Source organism: Intestinicryptomonas porci (genome assembly GCF_033971905.1).
Lineage (GTDB): Bacteria > Verrucomicrobiota > Verrucomicrobiia > Opitutales > Intestinicryptomonadaceae > Intestinicryptomonas > Intestinicryptomonas porci.
The window spans coordinates 102,053-128,135 of sequence record NZ_JALBUT010000004.1 but is presented as its reverse complement, the minus strand read 5'-3'; the positions used below and the strand labels follow the sequence as shown (position 1 = coordinate 128,135).

Below are 26,083 nucleotides of genomic sequence, written 5' to 3'. Positions count from 1 at the left end.
CAATCTCTATTAAAATTTTTTTAGCAAAATTCGCGTTGAAAAAAAATACCGCTACCCCATTTCAATATTGAAACAAGGCGTTTTTTTGCAATATGGCAACGCTTGAAATTTACATTTCCGCTATTATCGCGTCCGCAAGACCGTAAGCAATGGTTTCTTCGGCAGTCATGTAAAAATCCCTGTCGGTGTCTTTGGCGATTTTTTCAAGCGGCTGACCCGATGCGTCCGCCAAAATTTTATTTAGTATCTCGCGCATGCGCTCCATTTCCTTTGCCTGAATGTGCATTTCAACTGCAGTTCCGCTCATTTCGCCCATTATAAGCGGCTGGTGTATCATGACGCTCGAATGCGGGAACAAGAAACGCTTGCCCTTTGGAGCAGCAGAAAGAAGTATGGACCCCATGCTCATCGCAATTCCCGTCACCACAACCTTTACGGGGGCTTTTATGAGCTTTATGGTGTCGTAAATTGCCATCCCGTCGGAAATCGAACCGCCGGGGGTATTTATGTAAAATGTGATTTCCTTTTCATGGTCGAGCATATCCAAATAAATGAGCTGTTCGACGATTTCCGCAGAAGACTTGCCATCAACCGCACCCCACAAAAAGACTTTGCGCTCTTCCAAAAAGCGTTTTTTTATTTCCCCGAAAGGGTTTTGTTTATTCGATGTTTTTTCAGATTCTTCGCAATTCATAATTTTATTTTTTTGAAATTTCAAACAAGGCGTATCCCGCCATCAAATTCGGCAGAAATTTGCATTGAGTGCGCCAGTTGCCGCGCAAGAAATGGCTTCTGTTTATAGCTATATCGTTATTTGCGCAAAATTCTTTAAATGAAACTATGGATATTTGGTTCATCGGGCGCGCGCAATACCAGTCGTTTTCAAAGACTTTGTTCACGGTTCTGCGCCCTTTAAATGCCAAATGCAGGCGGTTGTACCAATATCCGTAATTCACAAACCCGATGACAACCCTTTTGCCGACTCTCAGAGATTCGTCAATGACAAGCTTTGTGTTTTCAAGCTCCGACAGGGTTCGGGAGCATATAATCCAGTCGAAAGAATTGTCGTCGAAAGTTTTGAGGGCGGTCAGAATGTCGCAGTGCATCACATTTACTCCGCGTTTTACCGCCCGCAGGATTTTTTCAAAATCCAAATCGACGCCGAGCGCGTAAACATCCTTTGCGTTCATCAGCTCTTCAAGCAGTATTCCGCGCCCGCAACCCAAATCCAAAACGCGGTCGCCTTTCGACACCCAATCGCTTATGGCGCGGAGTTCGACTTTTCTTTTTTTGCTTGTAGGTGTTTTTTGAGCCATGTTCTTACGCGTCCAAAAAATATGTTATAAGCTCGTAGAGCTTGGGCGATTCTATCAAGAAAGAGTCATGCCCAAGGTCGCTTTCAATTTCCGCATACGTCGCGTTTTTTCCACAGCGAAGCAAGGCGCGGACGATTTCCAAATTCTGTTCAGGCGGGAAAAGCCAGTCGGAAGTAAAGCCTACGGTCATTACGTTTGCCTTCACTTTTTCCAATGTGGATTCAAGCGAGCCGTCCTCTCCGCGCAAGTCGTACAAATCCAAAGCCCTCGTTATGTAAAGATAAGAATTGGCGTCAAAGCGGTTAACGAACGCCTGCCCCTGGTAGCGCAAGTAGTTTTCGACTTCAAAACTCGAACTGAAATAGTCGCCGCCGTTTTTGTGCGTCTGCCTTCCGAATTTTTCTTCGAGACCCTTGTCAGAAAGATAGGTTATGTGCGCCATCATTCGGGCGATGCTAAGCCCCACCCTCGGCGGATTGCCAAATTCGTACTCCCCGTTTTTCCAAAGAGGGTCCTGCATGATTGCCGCCCTTCCGACGCAATTAAAGGCTATCGCCTGCGCGTTTTGGCGCGAAGTCGTTGCAAGCGCGACGGCCTTGCGCACCCTTTCGGGAAAGTCAACCGCCCACTGCAAAACCTGCATTCCGCCCATTGAGCCGCCTATCGCGAGCGCGAGGGTGTCTATTCCCAAATAGTCGAGCAGGCGCGACTGCGCCAAAACCATGTCTTTTACGGTAACGATTGGGAACGACAAATTGTATCTTTGCCCCGTTTCAGGATTTATGCTCGAAGGCCCTGTTGAGCCTTGGCAGCCGCCGATGCAGTTTGAGCAGATTATGAAATATTTGTTTGTGTCAAGCGGCTTGTTGGGGCCTATTATGTTGTTCCACCACCCCGCTTTTTTATCCGTCAAAGAGTAAATCCCCGCGCAATGGTGGTCGCCCGTAAGCGCGTGGCAAACCAATATAGCGTTTGATTTTTCAGCATTAAGCTTCCCGTAAGTTTCATACCTTATGTCAAAAGACTTCAACCCGCCGCCAAGCGCAAACGAAAGGGGAACTGCGCAATGAAAATCGCTGCAGCTTACAAATCCTATTTCGCCAAACGAGCTTTCGCGGACTGATGATGAAAAATCGTTCATATAAAAAATATCGGCGGATTATGCGCCAAAAATAATAGACTTTAAATAAAACCAAAGGCTCCGATTTTTTTCAAGTTTAATCAAACGCAAAAAAATTTTAATTTTGACCTTTAAAAAAAACGCAAAAACCGCTTTATTTGGAGAATAAAAATGAAGGTTTACATCAAGACATACGGCTGCCAAATGAACGAGCGCGACTCGGAAAATCTTGCCGCCCAGCTTAAATTGCGCGGGCATGAAATAGCGCGCACGGAAGCCGAAGCAGACGTGTTTGTGGCAAACACATGCTCCGTCAGGGAAGCCGCCGAGCAGAAGGCAATCGGCAAGCTTTTGCGGATTTCCCACAAAAAGAAAAACGGATTTCCAATCATCGGTGTAATGGGCTGTATGTCCCAAAACAGGGGCTCGGAAATTGTGAAGTCCGTCCCCAAGATAGATTTTATAGCAGGATCGCGCAAAACGCCGTATGTCGCGGACTATATAGAAGAAATCGCAAAAAGGCGCAAAGCCGGCATCATTCCCCAAGACCCGCAAAAAGGCGAACGCAAAAAATGGAAGCATAACGATGCAATCATAAACATAGAAGACGACGAAACTTCGCATAACTTAATAAAACTCCACGATTTTTCAAAAAGTCAGATTTGCGCAAATATCTCTATAATGCAAGGGTGCGCAATGAAATGCTCATACTGCATTGTACCCAAAACTCGCGGCATAGAACGCTCGCGTCCGATGGAAGACATCGTAAACGAGGCTGAAATTCTCGCAAACTCGGGTGCAAAGGAAATACAGCTTTTAGGTCAGGTCGTAAATGCATACGGCAGGGGCGAAATGCCAAATGTGCAGGGCAAAAGCCCGTTTGTCCGGCTTCTGGAAAAAATAAACAAAATAAATGGAATTGAGCGCATAAGATTTGTATCGCCCCACCCTTCATTTTTTAAAGAAGACCTGATTGCGGCATATTCAAGTCTGGAGAAAATTTGCGAATACGCGCATCTTCCACTGCAATCGGGAAGCGACCGCGTTTTAAGGGAAATGCGCCGCCCATACTCGGCCGAAAAATTCATAAAAATCGCAAAGGCTCTTAAAGCATCAAAAGAAATTTTTTCGCTTTCAACCGACATAATCGTCGGCTATCCCAATGAAACGGAAGAGGATTTTTTAAAAACGTGCGAAGTCTTCAAAGAATGCGGTTTCGACATGGCGTACATATTCAAGTACAGCCCCAGAATGGGCACGGTTTCGGCAGAACTTGAAGACAATGTTTCCGAAGACGAAAAGGAGCGCAGAAACCAAATTCTTTTGGAAATGCTAAAAAAACAATCTTTGGATTTTAACGAAAGATTAGTAAACACCTCGCAGGAAGTCCTTGTTGAAAGCAAGGCAAAGCGCGGGCTTGGCAACCTCATGGGGCGCACGAGAACCCATAGAAAAGTCATATTCAAAGCCCCCGAAGAACTAATCGGAAAGCTTGTAAGCGTAAAAATCATAAGCGCGGGAGTTTCCGCAATGGACGGCGTCTTGGAATAGTTTTTTATAAACTTTGCAAAAAATTTTTAGCATTTGAAAATTTATCGCCAAAACGGCAAAGCCTATTTTTGCACAAACAGGGCAAAGGATTTCGGCGGAAGCAAAAGGAAGTTTTTATCGAAATAATTTCCGTCGGAAATCCCGTTTTCATCGAAACGCGAAATGTCCGCAATCTGCAAAAAATCGGCGGGATTTAATCCGCCAAGAGGCATTTTTACAAGAGCGTCGGAGGGGTTGAACGCCGCAAAAACCATCTTTGCGCGAACCGACAAATCCGCGTTGAAAAGGACTCCCGAAGACTCCGATTTTTCAGCCTTAAAAAATTCCAAATAGCCTTCCGAATACCTGTCGGCAAGACGTAAAGCCTTTGATTTATCAGACCTTCTAAACGCCAAAAAGCTCCTAACCCATGAGCGAAGCCCCGTATATTCGCAACCCCTTTCGTAATTTAGCGCATTTAAATCTCCCATTAAATAGGTGTTTTTAACGCCCTGCTTCGTGCGGAGCAAATCCGCGCCCTCTGCAACCATGGGAATTCCTATGCTTGTCAAAATCAGCGCGATGCACATTTTGTATGTTTTGATTTCCGAAACACTCGGATTTTCGGGCGTTTGGGAAATTCTGTCGAGCATGCAAAAATCGTCGTGGCTTTCGATGTAATTTACTGTTTGGGCCGGCCATGAGGCGTAGTATTTTTGCGAGCCCGAAACATAGTATTTGAAGCCTTCGGCATTGCCGCCGCCTTTTGCATAAGAAAGCATAAATTCTCTGAATCCGTCGTTCCAATAGGCAAAGCCGCCGTCAAAAAGCGCGCCGGATATGTTGCCCCTAAAACTCCACGGCTCCGCGATGAGTATGATGCCGGGCTTCACCTTTTTAAGCTCAACTTCTATTTCGGAAAGAGTGTCGAATCCTATCAGCTCTGCCAAATCAAACCTGAAACCGTCAACGTTGTAGCGCGAAACAAAATGCTTCAAGCTTTCAATTATGAGCTTTTTCGACATCGGGGCGTCCGCCCTGAAATCGTTTCCGCATCCGCTGAAATTTGTCAGCGCAAAATCCTTTGTCGTATTAAAATAATACTCTTTGTCTATCGCTATAAGATAGTTCGGCTCCCCTACATGGTTGTAAACGACATCCAAAATTACCGCCAGATTTCTTTTGTGGAAAGCGTCAACCATTTCGGCAAAATCTTCCGCCTGCGTCATGAAGCCCGACGCATACGCCGACGACGGGGCGAACCAGTTTACGGGCATATACCCCCAATGGTACTCGGCAACCGACTTGTTGTCGAACTCCTGCACGGGCTGTATTTCAACCGCGTTTACGTTTGTTTTAAGCAGATAGCAGTCGTCCGAATCAAGCCACTTTGAAATGCCCTTAAAGCCAAGTTTTTCACGCTCCGCAATGCTTTCTGGGGCGTTTTTTAGCACGTCGCGTATATGGATTTCCATTATCGACAAATCCTGCCACTTTGGCGGAACAAACGGAACTTCCGCCCTCGGTGCAAAACGCGCATCGACTATTTTTGCAACGCCGTCCGCGCAAGTGAGAAGCTCCGCGTAAGGGTCTATGATTTCGCGCGAGAAATCGAATGAAGTCGAAGCGTTTAAATTCCTTCCGAAAACTTTGTAGGTGTAATATTTGCCCGCCAGATTTTCGTTGAAAGAAAGCGTCCACAACGCGCCGTCTTCCGTTTGCATCGCGAAAGTTTCAGGATTGTCCGATGGCAATTTTCGCAATAAAAGCTCGACATAATCCGCGCGGGGCGCAAAGAAATTGAATGTTGTTTTCCCGCCCGAAATTTCAACGCCCATTTTGCATCCGTAATTGGATTCGAGCAGAAGCTCCGCCTCGTCTATGCGAAGCCTTGTCAAAGAGTCCTCGTTTACAATATACGAATCCTCACGCAAATCGCAGGCTTTCGAAGACTGCGCCAAAATGAAATTTTTATGCGTGCGCGAAAACAAAAAACGCAAATTTGCATTACCATCCGCATCGTATTCCAAATTCGGTGCGTCGGCTCTCGGCTGAAACCACCTGCCCTCTTTGTTTGCGAATTTAAACAAAAACTTTTTGCGCAAATCCCCGAAATAAGAAATCGGAACAGCCAGCTCATACTCAAACTCGCACGAGCCTTTTTTCAGCTTCCACGCGTCTTTTCCAATGGCGTCCTGCCACCCGTTGAAATTTCCGCAGAGATAAAATTCGCCCCTGCCGTGCTTTGCCACATTGTGGAAGTTCGAGCGGCTTAAAAAGAAATGAACCGCGCCGTCTTTTATGAAATATGAAGTGTAGGCGGCAAATTCCACGGGAGAGGCAAAGCGCGACTGCACGCTTATCGATTCCCCCGCCGACTCAATGCGAAGGCGAGGCAGTGAATTTAAATCTTTATCAAAAAGAACGCCCACGCAGCTTTGCGTATGCCACCACGCCTTAAAAATACCCATAGCTTACTTAGATTTATTTGAAATTCTTTCGACGGACACGCCTTTTTTGGAGCGCGCCGAAAATTCGTCTTTGTCAAATTTGAATATTATCTCGTTTTCGCCTACATAGCCGAGCGTTTCGCGGACGACCCTCGCCGCAAACTCGCCGTCGTTTGCAAGGCGGCCGAAATATTCTTTTTTGTAGTCGTTATCGGCTTTTATTTTTGAGGCTTTAAGCCTGAGAGCCTCAGTTTTTTCAATGTACTCTCTACGCTCCAAATAGGCGTCGTAATTTACTATGCCGAAATATGCCGCCATTAAAATGCACGCCGCCGTAAAAATAAAAATAACGACGCTTCCAATCCTTGATGTGCCCTTTGACGACATTTATTCTGAATATGCTTCCACTTGCCCGACATGTAAAGCGATTTTTTATATTTTTTAAGCCATGGGCAAAAAAATCCGTTTGACGGATTTCTCAAAAATATGCAAACTTAACTTTAATGAAAATCATCGACGGGAAAATTTTAGACATAGGGCTTGAAAATTTCAACGCCCATCCTCGGTTGAACGAAAATTTGGCGGCCGCGACCATCAGGGGGCTTTCCAAAAAAACATCGGAACATCATATTTACGACGCTTCTTTGGACAAGTCCATGAACAGAGGCACATTTCTTGCCCTATGCCTTGCCCTGAAAGACTACATATCATCGAACTTTAAAGATGAAAAGCGCATAGGCATCGCCCTTCCATCAGGCATTGCGGGAGCGGCGGTAAACGTCGCACTTCAAATGGCGCGGAAAGTCAGCGTAAACATAAACTTCACAATGGGAGCGGAGGCCGCGAAAGCCTGCTACAGAAAATCGGGCGTCAAAGTCGTGATAAGCTCCGAAAAGCTCCGCCAAAAAGTAAGCCAGAAATTCCCCGATTTCCCGTGGGGTGAAAATTTTTGCGACATTTCAGACATCTTGAAGAAAATAGGCAAGAAGGGCGTGTTGAAAAAGCTTATAGCGGTAAAAATACTGCCCGCCTGCGCCATAATAAAACTTTTCGACATTCCGACGCGGGGCGGCGACAGCGAAGCTTCGATAATTTTTACGAGCGGAAGCGAGGGCGAGCCGAAAGCGGCGGTTTTGACGCACCGCAACCTAATGGCAAACTGCCTGCAAATGAACTACACGGGGATTATTCCGCCCGAATATTCCCTGCATGCAAACCTTCCACTCTTCCATTCTTTCGGGCAGAGCATTCAAGTTTGGTTTACTTCCATATTCCCGCATAAAGTCGTTGCAGTGGCAAGCCCGCTTGAAATCAGGCAAAATTTCGAGGCAATGCACAAGTGGAAGTCAAACATCATGATTTCAACGCCGACATTCTTGCGCTCATATTACATAAAGGGCGACCCAAAGCTTGCCCAAAGCCTTAAAATCGTCATAGCGGGAGCTGAAAAAACGCCTGACGGATTTAAGGAAATGTGGGAGAAAAAATTTCCAAACTCCGCCTATAAAATCGGATACGGACTTACGGAAGCTTCGCCGGTTGTTTCCGTAAATCTCCCCGAAAACCTGCCTTTAAATCCGTACAGAAATTACAATTCGTTAACTCGAAAAGACACCGTAGGCCAGCTCTTCGCGGGAATGCAGGCAAAAATAATCCACCCCGAAACAGAGGAAGATTTGCCTTTCGGAAGCGACGGAATGCTCTGCTTGAAAGGCGCAAACGTTTTTGGCGGATACTTGAATGCCCCGCAGCTTAACTTTGAAAAATTCAAGGACGGATGGCTCCTTACGGGCGACATCGCAAGCCTCGACAAAGACGGATTTATCCACATAAAAGGCAGAGTTTCGCGCTTTTCCAAAATCGGCGGAGAAATGGTCCCTCACGCGCTCGTTGAAGAATCCATTATCGCCGCGCTCGGGCAAAGCGAATCGGAGGAAATCACAATCGCGGTTTCTTCCCGTGAAAACGAGGCAAAAGGCGAAGAATTAGTGCTAATAACGACTTTGGACATTGATATGCAGCACTTGCGCAAGCTTCTTTCTGAAGCGGGAATATCGAATTTGTGGATTCCGAAAATATGCGTAAAAGTCGATAAAATTCCGACGTTGGCTTCGGGCAAAATAAGCCTTGGAGACTTAAGGCGCATAGCAAAAAATTCAAAGTAAAACAAAAAACCTTGCCGATTTTGGCAAGGTTTTTTTCTACGCCTTTTTTATTTGTTCGTAAATATTTTTTAAGGAAATAAAGTCTTCGTCTTTTGTTTTTGAAACGAAAGCAAAATCAAAATTCTTTTCCTCCAAGAGCTCGCGTTCGGCGGTTTTGATGCGCCTTTCTATGTCTTCTTTCTCGTCGCCCCGCAAAACCATTCTCTCCCTTACTACATCGAGGGACTGCGGACGTATGAAAACACTGCGAAGCGACTTTGCGACCGCCGCGTCTTTTTTTGCGATTTCCCTCCAAGCCTTTGCGCCCTGAACGTCTATGATTAAAATAACGTCCTTTCCGCTTTCAAGCTTTGAGAGAATTTCCGACTTAGACGTGCCATAGTACCTGCCATGCACCATTGCCCATTCGTAAAAATCTCCGCGCTTTGCCGCGCTTTCAAATTCCTCAACTGAAACAAAATGATAGTCTTTTCCGTCCGCTTCGCCCTGGCGCGGAGCGCGCGTTGTAGTGGTAATTGCCCGCGTAATGTTCTTGCATGAAGACATCAGACGCTCGCAGACAGTGTTTTTGCCGCTTCCCGCAGGACCCGAAACAACAAGTAAAATTCCGTCCATAAATCAATAAGTTAAAGAGACGGCAAAAAGCGAAACCGCTTCCAAAAGAAAAACGGCCGCAACCATTTTGCGCCTCGCACTTTTTTCAAAAATCCATTCAAACAAGTCGCGCATTCTGTAAGGAAGACACCCGAAATACACAAACGCGACAACCAAAATATAACAGTCCAAGACGAAAAGGAATTTGTACGCCTCGTCAACCATGTACGCGGAATTCAGAAATTCGCGCAATGATAAAATCATCAAAACCGAAAGCCCCCTGACGCTCAAAAAATCGGGCAGATACTTGAAAGACAAAAGCCCCGCCCCGCCAAATATCGCCATCAATATGTATTTGTACTGCCCAAAGTCCGCTTCGGTCAAATTGTACAAAATCCACAAAAACCACGCGCCAGCAAGAGGCACCAAAACCAATGCCGCAGCTTGACTTCTCAAAAATCTGAACGCGGGGATTTTGAACCCCTCAAAACAAAACGCAAGCCCCGAAACCAAAAACAGGGATGCCAAAATAACAGTCGATAAAAATATTGTCATAAAACTAAGCCTCAATCCATTCTATTTGCGCCCTTGCGCGCTCCCTGCCCTCCGAAACAATCAAATGGCGCGACAAATTTCCGTCAAGTTCACAAATGCTGTCAAGCCTCTGCCCCCTGAAAACCTCGCTCAAATAATAAATTTCAACTTTTCGCGCCTTGTGGCTTGAATAAAAATCGTCCGGGACAGGCTCCAGAGCCCAAGTCAAATAAATTGAATTGTTGACATGCCCGTTCATGTCGATGTCGTCTTTGCGGACGCCGAAGTTAGACACAAACGGGGAATCCGCAGACGGAGCTTTTGAAATTTCAGAAAAGGTAAAATCGTTGGCAAACTCTTCGTCGCGCATCCAATTCGGAAGTTTATCCAAGCGTTCTATTCTGCGCTTTTTTAAGTCGAACAAAATCCACATCGAGCGCGCGGACGCTATTTTGTCGCCCAAATCGTCGAAAATTAAAAACTCGCGCTCCGTGTGAATTTTGCTGCGCGTGCTTGCCCAGGTTTTTATGAAAACTCTCTCGCCGCAATTCGGCAAACGCGATATTTCAAGCTGCAGCTTCGACAAAGCCCAGCCCAAACCCTGCGGCGCAAGCACCGACGCACCAATTTCCAACGCTTCCGCATGATCTTTTGCAATTTCTTGCATCATGCCAAGAAGCGACGGAAGCTTTAAAAATCCGCAAGAATCGGCATCGCCGACCCTGACGCGGTAATCATCGGAATATTTTGCCATTTGATTTCTTCAATTTGCGAAACAATGCTAAAACACGCGCGGCAATCAACCCGGAGGCCAAGCCATCTGCCTGCCACCCAAGATGTGTATGTGCAAATGCGGCACGGTTTCGCCCGCAATTATGCCGTTATTTACCACAATTCTGAAACCGTCTTGAAGCCCCTGCTCTTTCGCTATTTTGGGAGCCGTGAGCATAAGGTGCGCCAAAAGTTCGGCGTCTTCTTGCGTTGCAAGAGACAGGCGCGGAATCGGCTTTATCGGTATCAAAAGAATATGGACGGGGGCTTGCGGAGAAATGTCCTTTATCGCGATACACTTGTCGTCGCGATAAACCGGCATACTCGGAATTTCGCCGTCTATGATTTTTTGGAATACTGTTTTCATCTCAAATAAATATTATTTCTATATTTGATACTGACGATTTGTAGCGCAAAACAAAATTTTCTACAACACTTAAATTTTCAAAATATTCTTCGCGCTTTTTCTGCGACCAGTTTTTGCCGCCGCGCATTGCGGATTTATCCATTCCCGCAACAACCAAAACGGGCTTTTCATGCCCCGCCAAACGCTTTGCGGCATCTGTTATTTGATTTATGGCGAAAATCGGGTCAAAGTAGTCGCTATCTATGTCAACAAATTCAAGGCAGGCGGATTCATCGTACATCTTCATGACGGATTTTGCGAAATCGCCAATCGGCTTCAAGGCGTCTCCGTTTTGTACGGCAAAGTCTATCGCCCTTGAAACTTCTTCAAATTTACGGGCGGAATTGCCGTTTCTCGAAGACAATATGCCGTTCAAAGCCCTTATTTTGTCGCAATGGGAAGTCATAAGTCTATTAAAATCGGGCAATGGTCCGAACCTTCCACGCCGTCTAAAATTTCGGCGTTTTTCACTTTTCCCGCAATGGAGGCGGCAACCAAAAAGTAGTCTATGCGCCATCCGATGTTTTTTTGCCTTGCACCGAAACGGTAGCTCCACCATGTGTATTTGCCTGCAACGTCGATGTTTTTGTCGCGCCAAACGTCTATAAGCGAAGCCTCTTTCAAAAGCGCGGAAAAATCAGCCCTTTCCTCGTCGGTAAAACCTGCGGAAAAATGGTTCGTCTTGGGGCGGGCTATGTCGATTTCCTCATGCGCCACGTTCAAATCTCCGCAAACTATCGCATTGGGAATATTTTTCACAAGCGAAGCAAAGTCGGCATTCCATTTGCGCCTGTATGCAAGGCGTTTTAACTCGTCCTGCGAATTTGGGACATACGCGCTTATCAAATTAAATTCGCCAAAATCCGCGCATAAAATTCTGCCCTCTTGCGGATGCCCCTCCATCTCAATAGACCTGACATCAAACGGCTTTTCATTTGATAAAATCGCGACGCCTGAATACCCTTTTTTTTCGGCGCAACTGAAATTGTTATATTCAAAAGGCAGGCTTATTTCCCCGCAAATGTCATATGAAATTTTTGTTTCCTGCAAGCACAATATATCGGGCGAATACTCTTTTACAAAATCGCCGAAGTTCTTTTTTAGAACGGCTCTAAGCCCGTTTACGTTCCAAGATATTATCCTCATTTTTAATCCTTAAAATCGTCCAAAATTTCAGAGACGGCTTCCTCAAAACTCTTTTTGTTTTTTGAAAGAGAGCCGATAACTTCCTCAAAAACCGCTTTCTTTTTAAGTTGTAACCTGCGCACGTTCTCCTCTACCGTCCCCTCCGAAACAAGCCTGTAAACCATCACGTCCCCGCTCTTTCCAATGCGGTGCACGCGGTCTATCGCCTGCTCTTCCACTGCGGGATTCCACCATGGGTCGGCAATGAAAACATAGTCTGCCCCCGTCAAAGTGATGCCCGTTCCGCCCGCCCTCAGGCTGACAAATATGACGGCGGATTTTTTAGCATTCTGAAAAGCGTCAACAGGGGATTTTCTGTCCAAAGACGAGCCCGTAAGCTCGAAAATTTCGGCTTCGGGAAAGTCGATTGAAACCTTTGCCTTGATTCTATCCAAAAATTTCACAAACTGGCTGAAAACCACCGCTTTTTTCCCGCTTGAAAACACCGTTGAAAGAGCCGAACAAAGGGCGGAAATCTTGCCGCTGTTGGAGAAGTCGCTCCCCGACAAATTCGGCAAAAGCGCGGGATCGCAAGACGCCTGGCGAAGCCGCGTAAGAAGCGACAATACGGAAATTCTTTCGCGCCTGTCTGAACTTTTGAGCGCGCTTCGGGCATCGCTTAAAAGGCGCGAATATTCGGTTTTCTGGACTTCGCTCATGGGGCAAGGCAAATCCACAAAGAATTTTGGCGGAAGCTCTTTGGCAACATCGCTTTTCATCCTGCGCAAAACAAAAGGCGCAATTTGGCGTCTCAGCCTTTCGGCAAAATTTACATCTTCTGAAATTCTGCGCTCAAACTGCGCACGGGCTCCCATAAGCCCTGGCATAAGCCATCTGAAAATCGTCCACAAATCAGTCAGCCTGTTTTCGATTGGAGTACCCGTTAGCGCAAGACGCTTGCGGGATTTTATCGACATGCAGGTTGCGCTTATTTTGGAGTCGGGATTTTTGATGTACTGAGCCTCGTCTAATACCGCCATTTCAAACTCGGTATTTTCAAGCTTTTGCCTGTTGCGCCTAAGCTGAGTATAGCTCGCAAGCCAAATAATTCCGCTTTCCGTTGAAAAATCCGCGTCCGAATCCAAAGTTTTGCTTTTTAAATGCGGAAAGAATTTTTCAATTTCGCTTCTCCATACGGGGATTACGCTCGCGGGGCAGACTATCAAAAAATTTTTCGACAAATCGTGCATTGTAGAAATTGCGGCAAGAGACTGTACGGTTTTGCCAAGCCCCATTTCGTCGGCAAGGAGCATCGAGCATCCGCTTGAAAACACCGATAATATTTTTGAGACACCCTCGCGCTGGTAGTTGCGCAAAAATTTTAAATTTTCGGGAAGCTCTGCGGAAGCAGAAACAGACTTCTTCCAGTCTTCAAGCTCGCACGAAAGCTTTACGGCAGAGTCGTCAAAAAGCGTAAAAAGCATATACCTCGGCGGTTTTCCTTTAAACAAGTCGAAAGCCTGCCTCGCGGAAGAAATCAAACTTTCGTCTTTCTGAGAGAGGCGCACCAAGCCCCTCTTAGGCAAAACCGCGCACCGTCCGTCCAAGCCGTCCAAAATTTTAAGCTCGTCAAAACCGATTTTTTCGCCGTCCAAGGAAGCGGAAAAATCGGCGGAAAAATTACCCAAGCCGGAAGAGGAAAGCGATATGTTAAGGCTTAGATTTCTTATGCCTTTCAAGACAAGCTCCAAATCGGCATTTTTTGGCACGTCGAAATACTTTCGCCAATGCGTGATTGCGTTTGACGCCGCGCGCGGGAAAGAGGACGCGTCCGAAAGAACATGGTTTTTGCCGTCATATGAAAAACCCGCCTTTCTTGCAAAAGACGCAAGCCTTACAAGAGTTTCCCTCTCTTTCTTGTTTAAAGCGTCGGCGCGGATTGCCGAATCACCGAATGCGGGCTTTAAACCTGAATCGGTTTTCCAGTAGGAGGCAAAAATCAAACTGTCCCGCTTAAGCCTGAATATAAGCGAAAGCTTCATTGCGCCCTCTTCCGCCTCTTCGGAACGCCCCGATTGCAAAGCGGATTTTTCTTCGGAATCGCCAACTTCGATGTTTTTTTGCGGAGGCGCGACAAATTTTAACGGCGGCAATTCGTCCGCCATAAGCTCTTCGACTTCGTAAAGCCCCGCAACCGCGCAGACGGAATCAGTGAAATCGTCGCCACTCGACCCTCTGAGAGTAAAAGAGCCCCTGTCAAAATCAATAACGCAATAGCGCATAGTGCCGTCTGCAAATTTCAAGTTTGCGCTCGCGTAATTTTTGCGAAGCTCCAAAGTGTGGACCGCGCCCCCCGTGTACAGCTTTCGCCCCTCTTTCAATTCGCGCGAAGAAAATTTAGACTCCCATGAGAAGTCAAAATTTTCAAACCATTCTTCCAATGCTGCGCGATCGTAAGAACGCTGTGCGGAACGAACAAACGCCATATCACATTAAGCCGCTACGCTGGTTTTTTGCCCAAATATAAAGCTTTGCATAATCGCCTGCGGAATTTTTCCAGGAAAAATCCTTTTTCATTCCGTTTATGCGCAAATTTTCCAAATCCTTTTTGCGGTCGTAAAAAGTGGAGCAGGCCCAGCCAATCGTGTTGTACAAGGCGGAAGTCGTAGCATCGTAGAAAACAAAACCGTCTCCCTTTGCCCCGTCTTCGACATACTGCTCGACCGTATCCGCCAATCCGCCCGTATGGCGGACTATCGGGGGAGTACCGTAAGCCATCGAGTAAAGCTGGTTCAAGCCGCAAGGCTCAAATCTGCTTGGCATGAGAAAGAAATCGGCCCCCGCTTCAAGAAGGTGCGAAAGCGCGTTGTCATACCCTATATGCACCCCGACTCTCCCCGAATAGACATTCGCGAAACGCTTGAACGAATTTTCAAGCCACTGCTCGCCGCTTCCGACAATCGCAAGCTGGATTTTCATGTTCGACATCAATGGATCTATTATGTGCGCAAGCAAGTCCAGACCCTTTTGGTCGTAAAGGCGCGAAACAACCCCGAATACGGGAACGTTTTTATCCAAATTAAGCCCCAAGCGAGACTGCAAGGCTTTTTTGCATATTTCCTTGCCTTTCATGTCCTTAACCGAATAGTTTGCCGGCAGGAACTTGTCGGTTGACGGATTCCATTCGTCGTAGTCTATGCCGTTTATGATTCCAACCATGTCGGCGGCTTTAAAGCGGAGCAAGCCGTCCAAGCCGCAGCCGTATTCCTTTGTCTGGATTTCCTTTGCATAGGTTGGAGAAACCGTGGAAATTTTCGTGGAATTGTAAATCGCGCCCTTCATCAAATTGACGTTGCCAAGAGCCTCGCAGTTGCGCGAATTGAAGACTTCGCCTGACGGAAGCCCCGCATAGTCCAATATTTCCCGCGGGAAAATCCCCTGATGCTGCATGTTGTGTATCGTAAACACCGTCGCTGCTCCGCCTATGGGAGCATATCTGTAAATCGTGTTAAGATAAACAGGGACAAAACCCGTAGTCCAATCGTGGCAGTGGATTACGTCGGGAATCCAGTTTACAGCACCGCAAAATTCCAAAGCCGCCTTGCTCAAAAACGCGAACCTCGCGCCGTTGTCGGCATACGAAACCGAGCCTTCGTTGTAAATGCCCGCGCGCGCGTAAAACTTGTTAAATTCCGCAAAGTAAACCTGCGCCTTGCCCAAATTCTTGCTCCAAACCGCGCAAAACTCCTCAATGCCCAAGCCCAGATGCACGCTAAGCGAATAGACTGCCTTTTTAAAAGAATCGTCTTTTTTTACGCACGAATAAAGGGGCGTAAAAATCTTGACGTCGTGCCCCTGCCCCGCCAGCTGCTTGGAAAGGGCGGAAACCATGTCCGCCAGCCCCCCGACTTTTGAAAAGGGGGCGCATTCGGGAGAAATCATTAGAATTTTCATAAACGGCAAATATTTAATATTTTTGAAGATTTTGCAAATCTTTTATAAATGTTTTGCGGGCGCGGATTTTCTATCTTTCCACATTAAAGACCTTTGCGCCCTCTGCCGAAACTGCCTTGTCAAGCCTGCGCGCGCCGTCCACGAGACGGTTTAGATAAATCCAAAACGAAACGGAATGATCCATGAATTTTTCGTGCGCAAATTCGTGCAAAACAACATACTCCTGAAATTCGCATTTAAGCAAAGTCAGTCGCCAGTTGAAAGACATGCGCCCGCTTGAAGAGCGCGACGCCCAGCGGCTGCGCTGGTCGCGCACGGAAATTTTCGGCACCTTGAAATTATGCCGTTGCGCCACAAAAGACACGGTTTTTGCGATGCTTTCAGCCGCGTATTTTAAGAATAAATTTTTAAACGCAACTTCGTCTCCGTCGGGAAACGCGAAAACAATTTCTCCCTTCAAAAAATCCCCAATCCAAAAACCTTTGGGGGAATGCGAATTAAAAAATGAGACTTTGAGAGCCTTGCCCGCCTCGAAAACATACGGATTTTCTCTTAAATACCCAAGCAGTCCGACAGGCTCTTTTAAGCTTTTCAGAGCCGAAAACACCCAGTCCGAATTACCCGCAACAAAATTTAAAATTTCCGCCTTTGAAACGCACATGGGAGCCGAAACTAAAATCACGTTCGGATATTTGAGCCGCATAACCATGGTTCTGCGCCCAGGCTTGCGCAGGATTTCAAGGGGGAATTCCGCGGAAATTCCGCCGCTTGAAGATAGCTTCACAAAATCCGGCATCGCCTTTTATTCCGAGTTTTCCGTAAAAGTTTTGTCGGTGTTTTTACGCAAAAATTTCAGATAGTCGCGCAATGCGCCTTCAGGCTCTACGCCCATTTCGCGGTACTTTTTAACGATTTCAAAAAGCTCTTTCCCGCACTTTAAACCAGAGTCTTCGCCGACATCGGGAAGTTTTTTCAGGGAATCTTCGCCGATGTGCTTTGCAACGTCCCTCGCCTTGCGCAAGGCGGAAAGCTCGCGCGGCAAATTTTCCCAAAAATCAGGGGATTTCGGGCGCGATTTCTTTTCGGAAGCCTTAACGTCGCTCCAAATTTTTACGACATCTTCCGAAGAGCCGACCTTGACTTCCCCAAAAACGTGCGGATGGCGGCGCACAAGCTTGTCGGAAAGCTCTTTCACAACATCTTCGAAGCAGAACTTGCCCTCTTCTTTCGCCATTTGAGAATGCAACATTATGTGCATCAGCAAGTCTCCAAGCTCCTCGCACATGTTCGGATAATTTTTCGCGTCAACGGCATCCAAAAATTCCGCCGCCTCTTCAAGCAAATGCCCTCTTATGCTGTCGTGCGTCTGTTCCCTGTCCCACGGGCATCCGTCGGGGGCGCGGAGTTTTTCTATGATTTTTACAAGATTTTCAATGCTTTCCATATGCTATTTGTCAAAAGGTTCGGAGGCGTTTTGCTGGCGCGCAATGTCGTGCAATGTCAAAATTCCCAAGAGTTTTTCGGGTGAAAGCTCGTCAACCACCGCAAGCTCCAAGACGTCGCGCTCTATCATGTAATTTGCGGCTTTTGTGATTGAAGTATCGGCAGTGATGTAAGTTTTGGGAGGGCTTGAAATGATTTCGGCGCAAATCAAATCGGAATTTTCGGGTTTAAATATGTCTTCGCTCTTCGCAAATCCCGCAAATCCCCCTGTATCGTCAAATACGGGATAAGACCTGTATCTATGCGCGGAATTTTTAATTTCCGACACCGCTTCCTCCGCTTTTTGCGAAGCCTTTACTCCCTTGACCGAAAAAGTCATAATCGCGCTTACAGGCAAATTCGCCCAATCGCGGTTCCCCCTGAAAGACGCCATTTTTTTGAGCGCAATTCCGTCTTGAAGCAAAACAGAGTCGTAAAGCCCTATCGGTGAAAGCCTCGTTGAAATGAAATACGCAATCAAGTTGCCCAAAATTATGGGTATTATGAGAGAGTAATTCAATGTAAGCTCGAAAATCATCAGTATCGAAGTTATGGGGCATCTCACTATCGAAGCAAGGCAGGCTCCTATTCCCATCATCAGAGCCGCTCCAACGACCGAAGAATCGAGCCCGAAAAGCATACAAAAAAGCGCGCCGAGCGAACCGCCAAGCATTCCGCCTATGACGATTGTCCCCGAAAACACCCCGCCGCTTCCGCCCGTCGCGTAATTTATCAAAGTGCAGACGAACTTGAACGCAAAAATCACGAGCATCGACCTTAGCGCGACGCCCGAATCAAAGGCGGGCAAAAGCACATTGTAGCCTATGCTGAAAACAGAATCGTACCCGCCCGACCAAACATAAGCCAATGTAGCCAAAATTCCCACGCAAAGCCCGCCGAGAGCAGTCCAAATCCATTTCGGAACTTTTGAAAAGCCAAGGCAAAACTTGCGAAGCCCCAAAATACCGCCCAGAAAAAGATGACCCAAAACGCCTGAAATAACAGCAATTGGCAGGCATACGAGCATCCACCAGCCCGTGTGGAATTCTACGTTTGCGATTGCAAGCACGGGGTTTTCCCCAATCAAAATGCGGGACACCGCCGCGGCGACAGCAACCGCAATAAAAATTCCCCCCGCCCCTCTTGCGTTTGAAAATCCGCCAAAAAATTCCTCAAACACAAAGCTTACCGCAGATAGCGGAGCGTTAAACGAAGCCGAAATGCCCGCACCAATGCCTGCGGGAACTGCGTCGCGGACTTTCTGCTTTGAAAGCCCGAATTTTTGCGCGATTACGGACGAGAGCGCGGCGCACAAATGCACGGTAGGGCCTTCCCTGCCCGCGGAATTGCCAAAACCGATGAAAACGGAGCTGAAGAAAAACCTGTAAAAAATGTCTTTCAGCTTGAAAATTCCGAAATCGTTGAAAAAAACGCGCTTGGTCTGAGGAATGCCGCCGCCGCTTGCGGATTTTGCAAATCCGTTAACGCAAAGTCCAACAAACGCGCCCGCAAGAAACGGGAAAAGCGGCATCATAAAAACCCTGTATTCCTCGCCGAAAATTCCCCCTGAAAGCCAAATCCATTTGAACAAATATGTGATTGCCAAATGGAACGCCACCGCCAAAGTTCCGCCCAAAAGCCCGATTAAGGCGCACAAGACTATGAAAATCCTGTCCCTGTTCAAATCGGATAATACTTTTGAAAATTTTGCCGACATAATAAAAATATCAAAAGAATTTTAGAAAGATGCGCGGAAGCGTCAAGTTAAAGCGGGCGTTGCAAGATTAAATTTGACATGGCATAACGTCGCTTTATCTTTTTTTGGAAAATGAAAAATCTGACGGTTATATTTTTTTCAATCGCCGTATTCCTAAACCTATTCACGGGTTTCGGAACGGGCGCGCGCGCAAATTCGCGCAACGTTGCCGTCGAAAACCAAAGCTTTTCACAAAGCGCGTTAAAGGGCGAAATAACCATAGACCCGATAAAAGCTTTCTTATCTTCCCAAAAAAGCCCAAGGCACGACTTTTCTTCGGGGCTTGGGAAAAAACCGAAGTACGACGTTGCCCTGCAAAACGCGTCGCCATTTGCGGTTTTCTTGAAATCTGATATTGAAGCTTTCGTTCCGATTTATCCGCGAAAAGCCGCCGCGCTTTCCGCAAAAACCGAATTTTCAAGCACCTCTTTTCTCTTTTGACATTTTATTCCGAAAAAATCAGGCGCACACCTGAAAAAACATTGCGCGAAAAATCCGCGCAACAACTTTAATTTGGAATAATTATGCCGCAAAATTTGATATTAAAACTATTCGGCGACTTCAAATACGGGAAATTTCAAAGAAAAGCCCGCAAAATCGCCGCAAAAATAAACGCAATAGAAAGAGAATACCAACTTCTTCGAGATGAAGACCTCCCAAAGAAAACCTTGGAATTCAAAAAGAGAATTCAAGGAGGTGAAAGCCTTTCAGGCATTATGCCCGAAGCCTACGCGCTCGTCAAAAACGCCGCACGCAGAATGTGCGGAAAGTCTTTTGAAGTCTTCGGAAAGCCGCTCGTATGGAATATGGTCCATTACGACGTCCAGCTAATCGGGGGCATCGCGCTAAACGAAAGCATGGTTGCAGAAATCGCGACGGGCGAAGGCAAAACCCTCGTCGCCACCCTCCCCGCCTATCTAAACGCTCTGTCGGGGCTTGGGTGCCATATCGCGACGGTGAACGAATATCTCGCAATGAGAGACTCGCAATGGATGGGCAACTTATACTCCATGCTCGGGCTTTCCACGGGCTGTGTTTACGCAAACCAGAGCGCGGAGGAAAAAAAGAAGGCATACCTTGCGGACATAACATACGGCACTTCAAGCGAGTTCGGCTTCGACTATCTGCGCGACAACTCGATGGCTCAAACCCCGGAAGAGCGAGTCCGGCGCGGCTTTAACTTCTGCCTTGTTGACGAAGCGGACTCGGTATTGATAGATGAAGCGAGAACGCCCCTTATAATATCGGGCTTTGACGAAGACGAAATCGGCGGAATTTACGAAGAGCTTTTGCCCTCAATCGAAAAACTAAGCCGCAAGCAGCGCGAACTTTGCAACAGCCTTGCAAGCGAAGCCGCAAACAGGCTGAAAACAGAGAAAGAAGCGTCAAAAGAAACTTTGAGCAAGTTGTGGCTTGTAAAAAAGGGAATGCCACGGAACAGAACTTTCAGAAAGCTTGCAGAAAGCGGAAAAATCGGAAAGGATTTTTCAAACTTTGAATTGGAAATGTCGGGCGATTTAAACAAAATCGCCGCTTACGAATTAAAGGAGAAGCTCTACTTCACAGTTGACGAAAAGGAGCAGTCTGCGGACTTGACGGAGCGCGGAAGGCGGGAGCTTAACCAAAAAAATTCATACGACTTTGTTTTGCCGAACCTGCAAAAAATCATCGCAGAAATCACAAAAAGCGCAAAAACCCCGTCGGAAAGGTCGGTTGCAATATCGAGCGCAAAAACAAACTACTGCAAAAGCGCGGAACGCATACACGCCCTGTCCCAGCTTTTAAAGGCTTACGCCCTCTACGAGCGCGATGTTGACTACATCGTAAAAGACGGCAAAATCGAGATTATCGACAAAAACACGGGGCGCGTAATGGAAGGGCGCAGATGGAGCGAAGGCTTGCATCAGGCTGTTGAGGCGAAAGAGCGGGTTAGAATTGAAAGCGAAAACAAGACATACGCCACAATCAGCATTCAAAACTATTTCAGGATGTACAAGAAGCTTGCGGGAATGACTGGCACGGCGGAAAGCGAAGCCCAGGAATTTGCCGACATCTACAAGCTCTCCGTAATGCAAATTCCGACAAACAAGCCATGCCGCCGCGTTGACCATCCCGACTTGATTTTCAAGACAGTGCGCGAAAAATACCAGGCTGTCGCCGAAAAAATACGCAGGGCGAATTTGCGCGGACAGCCTGTTTTGGTTGGCACCGCGTCGGTGGAAGACTCCGAGCTTTTAAGCAGACTGTTAAAGATAAACAAAATTCCGCACAATGTCCTGAACGCAAAAAACGACGCAAAAGAAGCCGAAATTGTCGCACAGGCGGGGCAAGCGGGAGCCGTCACAATCTCGACAAACATGGCGGGAAGAGGAACCGATATCAAGCTTGGCGACGGCGTCGAGGAGCTTGGCGGACTGCTTGTAATCGGAACGCAACGGTATGAATCAAGCCGCGTTGACAGGCAGCTTCAAGGCAGATGCGCGCGTCAGGGCGACAAAGGGGAAAGCATTTTCATAATATCCCTTGAAGACGAGCTTTTGCGCCTTTACGCGGACATGTCGTTTTTGGCAAAGCAAATCCGCCTGAAATACCGCGAGGGCTGCCCTTTTTCTCACCCCCTTTTCGAGAGAATAATAAAAAGGGCGCAAAAAAAGGTCGAAGGCGAAAACTTTTCAATCCGAAAGCGGATGCTTCAATTCGACGATGTTTCAAACAAACAGCGCGAGGCTATATACTCCATACGCTCCGAGATAATCGACGAAAGCGACCACTTCGTGCGGGTTTTGGACATTTTAAAAGACGAGGTTTCACAAACCGTTTTTAAAGTTTTGCCGCCAGACGACAATGCCATATCCCAAAGCGATTTGGAAAATCTTACAAGCGAACTCTCATTCAAGTATCCCACATTCTTCGATGAAAAAGATTTTGAGGACTTGAAAAAGAAAGAAATCGCAAACAAAGTATTTGAAGAGATAAAAAAACTCGCCGAAGAAAAGCGCAAAGACGAAGGCGCGGAAAATTCTGAAAAGCTTGAGCGCTATCTGCTTTTAAGTTCGCTCGACTCAAACTGGCGAAACCACATAGCCTATCTTGAAGATTTGAGAAACGCCATCTACCTGCGTTCATACGCCCAAAAAGACCCGCTAAACGAGTACAAAATTGAGGCGTTCGATTCTTTCATGGAGCTTTTGGGAAACATAAAGCAGGATTTCGCAAAAAAATATTTCAGGCTTTCCTTAAACGAAAATTCAGCAAATTCCTTTGCCGCAAGAATTCAAAGAGAATACGCCAAACGCCGCGCAAAAATTGCGTAAAAATTTTATTGCGTAAAATTTTTTTCAAACTAACGTGGCTTTAAGCCGAAATAAACTGGCGGGATTTAAATTTTTATTCCGCCGTTTTTTTCGCCAAACATGCCTAAACAACTTGAAAAAACAATTTTAATGAGAAGTTTAAAAAAAGCCGCTTTCATATTGGGCTTTACCCTAATATGCGCCGCCTGCTTTGCGGGCGATGCCGATTCTCTCGGAAACATGCGCTACCCCACAGCTCTCGCCGAATACCCCGATTCGGACGGAATTCCCCTTTTGGAGACATTGAAAGAAAGAGTGAAATACGACCCTTTCAATTTGTATGCAACAATCATTTTCTTTTTGGCGATTATCCACACTTTTTTAAGCAGATACTTCAACGTTTGGGGCGACAAGGTTCAGCGCGCGCACTATGCGAGGCTCGAAAAGCTTGAAATGGAGGGCAAGCTGTACGGGAAAGTGATTCCCGTGTCGTTCCGCGCCACGCTCCTGCACTTTCTCGGCGAAGTCGAGGCTATTTTCGGAATTTGGCTGATTCCGCTTTTTCTCGGAATGATTTTTACAAGCGGCTGGAATTCGATGACCGACTATGTTGACTACCTCGCCTTCGTGGATAAAAAATATACGGAGCCTATGTTTGTGGTCGTGATTATGTGCATAGCCTCAACCAAGCCGATTATTATTTTCACCGGCAGAGTGATAAACAAAATCGCAAAAATCGGCGGTTCAACGCCCGCATCGTGGTGGATTTCGATTTTGTGCATAGGCCCTCTCTTCGGCTCTTTCATAACGGAGCCTGCCGCAATAACAATTTGCGCAATGCTTCTTTCAAAGAAATTCTTTATTTATGAGCCGAGCCTCAAACTAAAATACGCGACAATAGGTCTTTTGCTCGTTTCGATTTCGGCAGGAGGAACGCTGACGCATTTTGCCGCGCCGCCCGTTTTAATGGTGGCGTCAAAATGGGGATGGGACACACCTTTTATGATGGAGCATTTCGGCTGGAAGGCAATGGTCGGCATTTTCGTTGGAGTTGCGCTATACTACTTCATCTTCAAAAAGGAATTTGAACGCCTGAAGCTCGTTGCAAAAAAAAGGCTCGCGCTTGCAGAAACGGAAGAATATGTCCCCAAATACATAATAGCGGTGCACCTCTTCATACTGGCATTTACGGTGTTTACCCTGCACCACCCGGCAATCGTGCTTTTCAGCTTTTTGTTTTTCATAGCCTATATTATGGCAACCCGCCACTACCAGTACGAATTAAACGTGAAAACTCCGATATTGGTCGGATTTTTCCTCGCCTCGCTTGTAACCCACGGAACATTGCAGGCATGGTGGATTGAGCCGATACTTACATCTCTCGGAGACTTCACAATGTTTTTGGGAAGCATTGTTTTGACTTCCGTAAACGACAACGCCGCGATAACATACTTGGGCACACTCGTTCCCGATTTCAGCCCTGTAAAGCAATATCTCTTGGTTTCGGGGGCTGTGATTGGCGGCGGGCTCACCGTAATTGCAAACGCCCCAAACCCCGCAGGGCTTTCGATACTTTCAAAGCACTTTTCCTTCGGCGTCTCCCCGCTTTATCTGTTCTTGGGGGCAATTTCCCCGACCGTGATTTTGGCTCTGATTTTTTACATATTTTAGTTTGACCTGAGGCATTTCGTAAGATACAAATTATAATTTTAACAATAAAACGCATTTTCAAAATAAAAATTTGCGTTTTTTTATAATCGGAATCCACCGTAAAAATGAGCAAAAAAGACAACTGGAGTTCAAGCATGGGCGTCATTCTCGCTGTTGCGGGAAGCGCGGTCGGACTTGGCAACTTCCTGAAATTCCCGGGTCAAGTGGCTCTTTACGGCGGCGCGGCATTCATGATAGCCTACGTTATGTCGTTTCTGCTCGTAGGGCTTCCGTTTGCCATGATGGAATGGACAGTCGGCAGAAAGATTGGCGACAAATACCACAGCGTGCCTTGGACTTACTACTCGTTTTTCAGAAAGCCGTCTGCAAAAATCGTCGCCGCCGTGGCGGTAGTAATACCCTTTGTCATCTGTTCCTACTACACATACATAGAGGCATGGTGCTTGGGATACGCCGTGAATTTTGCAACGGGCGCGCTTGATTTTTCATCTACAAAAGAAGCGGCGGATTTCTTCGGTAATTTTGTCGGGGTGAACGAAAACGGCTCCGCATTGGAGTTTTCGTTAAGCAAAGTCTGGATTTACTTTCTCACGGTTTTTGGAATAAATTTTTTGCTTATTTACCTCGGAATTTCCAAGGGCATTGAAAAATTCTGCAAAATAGCGATGCCTCTTTTAATTTTGCTTGCCCTTATTCTCGTAGCGAGAGTTGCAACCATCACCCACGAGCACACGGGACGCGCCGATTCTTCAATAAACCAAGGCATGGGCTTTATGTGGAATCCCGCAAAAGTTGTTTTGGAAGAAAATCAAAATGGCAAATGGGTTGAAGTAAAACGCCTTGTGGGAGACGCCGATATACAACAGGCTGAAACCGAAATTGCAAAATCCTCGCCTCAAAAAGAAATGCGCGTAAGGGAAATTTCGCTTTTCAAACAGCTTTTGAATCCCTCAATATGGATTGCCGCAGTAGGCCAGCTGTTTTTCAGCATGTCGGTCGGCATGGGCATAATAATTTCATACACAAGCTACTTAAAAAGAACCGACGACGTTGTGCTAAGCTCCATTACAAGCGCGAGTGCAAACGAATTTTGCGAAGTCTGCTTAGGCGGAATGATTACCGTTCCCGCCGCAGTCGCCTTTCTCGGCATAAGCGGCGTTGCGGGAGCTTGCGCAAGCTTGTTCGACTTGGGCTTCAATGTCTTGCCGCTCGTGTTTTTAAAGATGCCGATAGGAGAATTTTTCGGCTTTATATTTTTCATGCTCCTCTTTTTGGCGGCAATAACAAGTTCGATTTCAATTCTCCAGCCAAGCCTTGCGTTTTTGCAGGAAGTATTGGGCGTCGCAAGAAATTTCGCCCTGTTCATACTGGCGGTTTTGATGTTTTTGATGTCTTTTTACTCATTCTATTTCTCGAAAGGATTGGTCGCTTTAGACAGCCTCGACTTCTGGGTCGGACAAACCTTGATTTTCATAATAGCAACTTGGGAAATAATAATGTTCTCATGGACTTACGGCGCTGAAAAGCTCGTAAAAGACGCCAACGCCTATTCCCTGATAAAACTGCCAAAAAATTATTCGATAATTTGGCGGTATTTTACCCCCGCAATTTTGATATTGGTATTCTTGGGATGGTTTTTAAAAGACGTTTTGGGAGTATTCGGCGGCAAGTTAAGCTATCAAATAGAAAATCTTGTAAGCGGCAAAGAACCTGTGGCGCAAGCGTCTTTTGCCATAATAGCCGCCCTCATAATTCTCTTCGGGGCGATGATTTTTAAAAGCAAAGAGTTTAAGGAGGACGGAAAATGACATTTGGCGGATGGATAACTTTTTTATTGTCGGTATCGGTTTTTACTTCATTTTTCGTATTTTGCATTGTAAAAGTCCTCACATCAAAACCGCAAAAAATGATGGGGA

Annotated in this window: 22 protein-coding genes; 6 read left to right on the top strand and 16 right to left on the bottom strand. The window is 46.5% G+C overall.

The annotated features are described in order from the left end of the window. Window positions 1-109: 109 nt before the first annotated feature. From MOX91_RS04430 to metX, 3 genes are read right to left on the bottom strand one after another with little or no spacing between them, the layout of a single operon-like run. Entirely contained in the window at window positions 110-694 is a 585-nt protein-coding gene (locus MOX91_RS04430) for a ClpP family protease (RefSeq protein WP_370396875.1), read from the bottom strand. Between the two features lie 4 nt (window positions 695-698). Then, window positions 699-1,316, bottom strand: a complete 618-nt coding sequence (locus MOX91_RS04425; protein ID WP_370396874.1) for a methionine biosynthesis protein MetW — start codon at window positions 1,314-1,316, stop codon at window positions 699-701. 4 nt (window positions 1,317-1,320) lie between these two features. Next, entirely contained in the window at window positions 1,321-2,457 is a 1,137-nt protein-coding gene (gene metX / locus MOX91_RS04420; RefSeq protein ID WP_370396873.1) for a homoserine O-acetyltransferase MetX, read from the bottom strand. Between the two features lie 150 nt (window positions 2,458-2,607). On the opposite strand from metX, the gene miaB reads away from it, so the two are divergent. Beyond that, window positions 2,608-3,987, top strand: a complete 1,380-nt coding sequence (gene miaB / locus MOX91_RS04415) for a tRNA (N6-isopentenyl adenosine(37)-C2)-methylthiotransferase MiaB (protein WP_370396872.1) — start codon at window positions 2,608-2,610, stop codon at window positions 3,985-3,987. 62 nt (window positions 3,988-4,049) lie between these two features. Here the strand turns inward: miaB and MOX91_RS04410 are convergent, their stop codons facing one another. Beyond that, window positions 4,050-6,437 carry an alpha-amylase family glycosyl hydrolase gene (locus tag MOX91_RS04410; protein ID WP_370396871.1) on the bottom strand — a complete coding sequence of 796 codons (2,388 nt, stop codon included), beginning with the start codon at window positions 6,435-6,437 and terminating at the stop codon, window positions 4,050-4,052. Window positions 6,438-6,440: 3 nt separating this feature from the next. Then, window positions 6,441-6,803, bottom strand: coding sequence for an FtsB family cell division protein (locus MOX91_RS04405; protein WP_370396870.1), 363 nt, complete (start codon window positions 6,801-6,803; stop codon window positions 6,441-6,443). 116 nt (window positions 6,804-6,919) lie between these two features. Here MOX91_RS04405 and MOX91_RS04400 point away from each other — a divergent pair, with 116 nt between their 5' ends. Next, window positions 6,920-8,581, top strand: coding sequence for an AMP-binding protein (locus MOX91_RS04400; protein ID WP_370396869.1), 1,662 nt, complete (start codon window positions 6,920-6,922; stop codon window positions 8,579-8,581). Window positions 8,582-8,617: 36 nt separating this feature from the next. Here MOX91_RS04400 and gmk read toward each other — a convergent pair whose 3' ends face one another. The 11 genes from gmk to MOX91_RS04345 all read right to left on the bottom strand — a co-directional run bounded on the left by gmk (window position 8,618) and on the right by MOX91_RS04345 (window position 19,164). Then, window positions 8,618-9,196, bottom strand: coding sequence for a guanylate kinase (gmk, locus tag MOX91_RS04395; protein ID WP_370396868.1), 579 nt, complete (start codon window positions 9,194-9,196; stop codon window positions 8,618-8,620). 3 nt (window positions 9,197-9,199) lie between these two features. After that, entirely contained in the window at window positions 9,200-9,730 is a 531-nt protein-coding gene (locus tag MOX91_RS04390) for a hypothetical protein (protein WP_370396867.1), read from the bottom strand. A gap of 4 nt (window positions 9,731-9,734) precedes the next feature. Next, window positions 9,735-10,463, bottom strand: coding sequence for an acyl-[acyl-carrier-protein] thioesterase (locus MOX91_RS04385; protein ID WP_370396866.1), 729 nt, complete (start codon window positions 10,461-10,463; stop codon window positions 9,735-9,737). Window positions 10,464-10,508: 45 nt separating this feature from the next. Further along, window positions 10,509-10,847, bottom strand: coding sequence for a histidine triad nucleotide-binding protein (locus tag MOX91_RS04380; RefSeq protein WP_370396865.1), 339 nt, complete (start codon window positions 10,845-10,847; stop codon window positions 10,509-10,511). Between the two features lies 1 nt (window position 10,848). Then, window positions 10,849-11,292 carry a hypothetical protein gene (locus MOX91_RS04375; protein ID WP_370396864.1) on the bottom strand — a complete coding sequence of 148 codons (444 nt, stop codon included), beginning with the start codon at window positions 11,290-11,292 and terminating at the stop codon, window positions 10,849-10,851. Then, window positions 11,289-12,032: an exodeoxyribonuclease III gene (locus MOX91_RS04370; RefSeq protein WP_370396863.1), complete on the bottom strand. Its 744-nt coding sequence runs from the start codon at window positions 12,030-12,032 to the stop codon at window positions 11,289-11,291. The genes MOX91_RS04375 and MOX91_RS04370 overlap by 4 nt, the downstream gene beginning before the upstream one ends. A 2-nt stretch (window positions 12,033-12,034) precedes the next feature. Then, entirely contained in the window at window positions 12,035-14,497 is a 2,463-nt protein-coding gene (locus MOX91_RS04365) for a DEAD/DEAH box helicase (RefSeq protein WP_370396862.1), read from the bottom strand. Between the two features lies 1 nt (window position 14,498). Next, the gene (glgA, locus tag MOX91_RS04360) at window positions 14,499-15,965 is read right to left on the bottom strand and encodes a glycogen synthase GlgA (RefSeq protein WP_370396861.1); all 1,467 of its coding nucleotides are present in this window, start codon (window positions 15,963-15,965) and stop codon (window positions 14,499-14,501) included. A gap of 70 nt (window positions 15,966-16,035) precedes the next feature. Continuing rightward, window positions 16,036-16,761 (bottom strand): YgjP-like metallopeptidase domain-containing protein, encoded by a 726-nt coding sequence (locus MOX91_RS04355; RefSeq protein WP_370396860.1) that lies wholly within the window; start codon window positions 16,759-16,761, stop codon window positions 16,036-16,038. A 6-nt stretch (window positions 16,762-16,767) separates the two neighbouring features. After that, window positions 16,768-17,409, bottom strand: a complete 642-nt coding sequence (locus MOX91_RS04350; RefSeq protein ID WP_370396859.1) for a MazG family protein — start codon at window positions 17,407-17,409, stop codon at window positions 16,768-16,770. A gap of 3 nt (window positions 17,410-17,412) precedes the next feature. Continuing rightward, window positions 17,413-19,164: a chloride channel protein gene (locus MOX91_RS04345; RefSeq protein ID WP_370396858.1), complete on the bottom strand. Its 1,752-nt coding sequence runs from the start codon at window positions 19,162-19,164 to the stop codon at window positions 17,413-17,415. A 111-nt stretch (window positions 19,165-19,275) separates the two neighbouring features. Between MOX91_RS04345 and MOX91_RS04340 the strand changes: the two genes are divergently transcribed. The 4 genes from MOX91_RS04340 (at window position 19,276) to MOX91_RS04325 (ending at window position 25,975) form a co-directional block, all read left to right on the top strand. After that, on the top strand, window positions 19,276-19,644 hold the full coding sequence (locus tag MOX91_RS04340; RefSeq protein WP_370396857.1) for a hypothetical protein: 369 nt from the start codon (window positions 19,276-19,278) through the stop codon (window positions 19,642-19,644). A gap of 83 nt (window positions 19,645-19,727) precedes the next feature. Continuing rightward, window positions 19,728-22,517 carry a preprotein translocase subunit SecA gene (gene secA / locus MOX91_RS04335; RefSeq protein WP_370396856.1) on the top strand — a complete coding sequence of 930 codons (2,790 nt, stop codon included), beginning with the start codon at window positions 19,728-19,730 and terminating at the stop codon, window positions 22,515-22,517. A 129-nt stretch (window positions 22,518-22,646) separates the two neighbouring features. Continuing rightward, window positions 22,647-24,167 (top strand): putative Na+/H+ antiporter, encoded by a 1,521-nt coding sequence (locus MOX91_RS04330; RefSeq protein ID WP_370396855.1) that lies wholly within the window; start codon window positions 22,647-22,649, stop codon window positions 24,165-24,167. A 104-nt stretch (window positions 24,168-24,271) separates the two neighbouring features. Next, on the top strand, window positions 24,272-25,975 hold the full coding sequence (locus MOX91_RS04325; RefSeq protein WP_370396854.1) for an SLC5/6 family protein: 1,704 nt from the start codon (window positions 24,272-24,274) through the stop codon (window positions 25,973-25,975). The last annotated feature ends 108 nt before the right edge of the window (window positions 25,976-26,083 follow it).

Bases quoted from the DNA above. Each gene is read 5' to 3' on its own strand.
- MOX91_RS04430 (WP_370396875.1), bottom strand. From the start codon at position 694: ATGAATTGCGAAGAATCTGAAAAAACATCGAATAAACAAAACCCTTTC.
- MOX91_RS04425 (WP_370396874.1), bottom strand. From the start codon at position 1,316: ATGGCTCAAAAAACACCTACAAGCAAAAAAAGAAAAGTCGAACTCCGC.
- metX (WP_370396873.1), bottom strand. From the start codon at position 2,457: ATGAACGATTTTTCATCATCAGTCCGCGAAAGCTCGTTTGGCGAAATA.
- miaB (WP_370396872.1), top strand. From the start codon at position 2,608: ATGAAGGTTTACATCAAGACATACGGCTGCCAAATGAACGAGCGCGAC.
- MOX91_RS04410 (WP_370396871.1), bottom strand. From the start codon at position 6,437: ATGGGTATTTTTAAGGCGTGGTGGCATACGCAAAGCTGCGTGGGCGTT.
- MOX91_RS04405 (WP_370396870.1), bottom strand. From the start codon at position 6,803: ATGTCGTCAAAGGGCACATCAAGGATTGGAAGCGTCGTTATTTTTATT.
- MOX91_RS04400 (WP_370396869.1), top strand. From the start codon at position 6,920: ATGAAAATCATCGACGGGAAAATTTTAGACATAGGGCTTGAAAATTTC.
- gmk (WP_370396868.1), bottom strand. From the start codon at position 9,196: ATGGACGGAATTTTACTTGTTGTTTCGGGTCCTGCGGGAAGCGGCAAA.
- MOX91_RS04390 (WP_370396867.1), bottom strand. From the start codon at position 9,730: ATGACAATATTTTTATCGACTGTTATTTTGGCATCCCTGTTTTTGGTT.
- MOX91_RS04385 (WP_370396866.1), bottom strand. From the start codon at position 10,463: ATGGCAAAATATTCCGATGATTACCGCGTCAGGGTCGGCGATGCCGAT.
- MOX91_RS04380 (WP_370396865.1), bottom strand. From the start codon at position 10,847: ATGAAAACAGTATTCCAAAAAATCATAGACGGCGAAATTCCGAGTATG.
- MOX91_RS04375 (WP_370396864.1), bottom strand. From the start codon at position 11,292: ATGACTTCCCATTGCGACAAAATAAGGGCTTTGAACGGCATATTGTCT.
- MOX91_RS04370 (WP_370396863.1), bottom strand. From the start codon at position 12,032: ATGAGGATAATATCTTGGAACGTAAACGGGCTTAGAGCCGTTCTAAAA.
- MOX91_RS04365 (WP_370396862.1), bottom strand. From the start codon at position 14,497: ATGGCGTTTGTTCGTTCCGCACAGCGTTCTTACGATCGCGCAGCATTG.
- glgA (WP_370396861.1), bottom strand. From the start codon at position 15,965: ATGAAAATTCTAATGATTTCTCCCGAATGCGCCCCCTTTTCAAAAGTC.
- MOX91_RS04355 (WP_370396860.1), bottom strand. From the start codon at position 16,761: ATGCCGGATTTTGTGAAGCTATCTTCAAGCGGCGGAATTTCCGCGGAA.
- MOX91_RS04350 (WP_370396859.1), bottom strand. From the start codon at position 17,409: ATGGAAAGCATTGAAAATCTTGTAAAAATCATAGAAAAACTCCGCGCC.
- MOX91_RS04345 (WP_370396858.1), bottom strand. From the start codon at position 19,164: ATGTCGGCAAAATTTTCAAAAGTATTATCCGATTTGAACAGGGACAGG.
- MOX91_RS04340 (WP_370396857.1), top strand. From the start codon at position 19,276: ATGAAAAATCTGACGGTTATATTTTTTTCAATCGCCGTATTCCTAAAC.
- secA (WP_370396856.1), top strand. From the start codon at position 19,728: ATGCCGCAAAATTTGATATTAAAACTATTCGGCGACTTCAAATACGGG.
- MOX91_RS04330 (WP_370396855.1), top strand. From the start codon at position 22,647: ATGAGAAGTTTAAAAAAAGCCGCTTTCATATTGGGCTTTACCCTAATA.
- MOX91_RS04325 (WP_370396854.1), top strand. From the start codon at position 24,272: ATGAGCAAAAAAGACAACTGGAGTTCAAGCATGGGCGTCATTCTCGCT.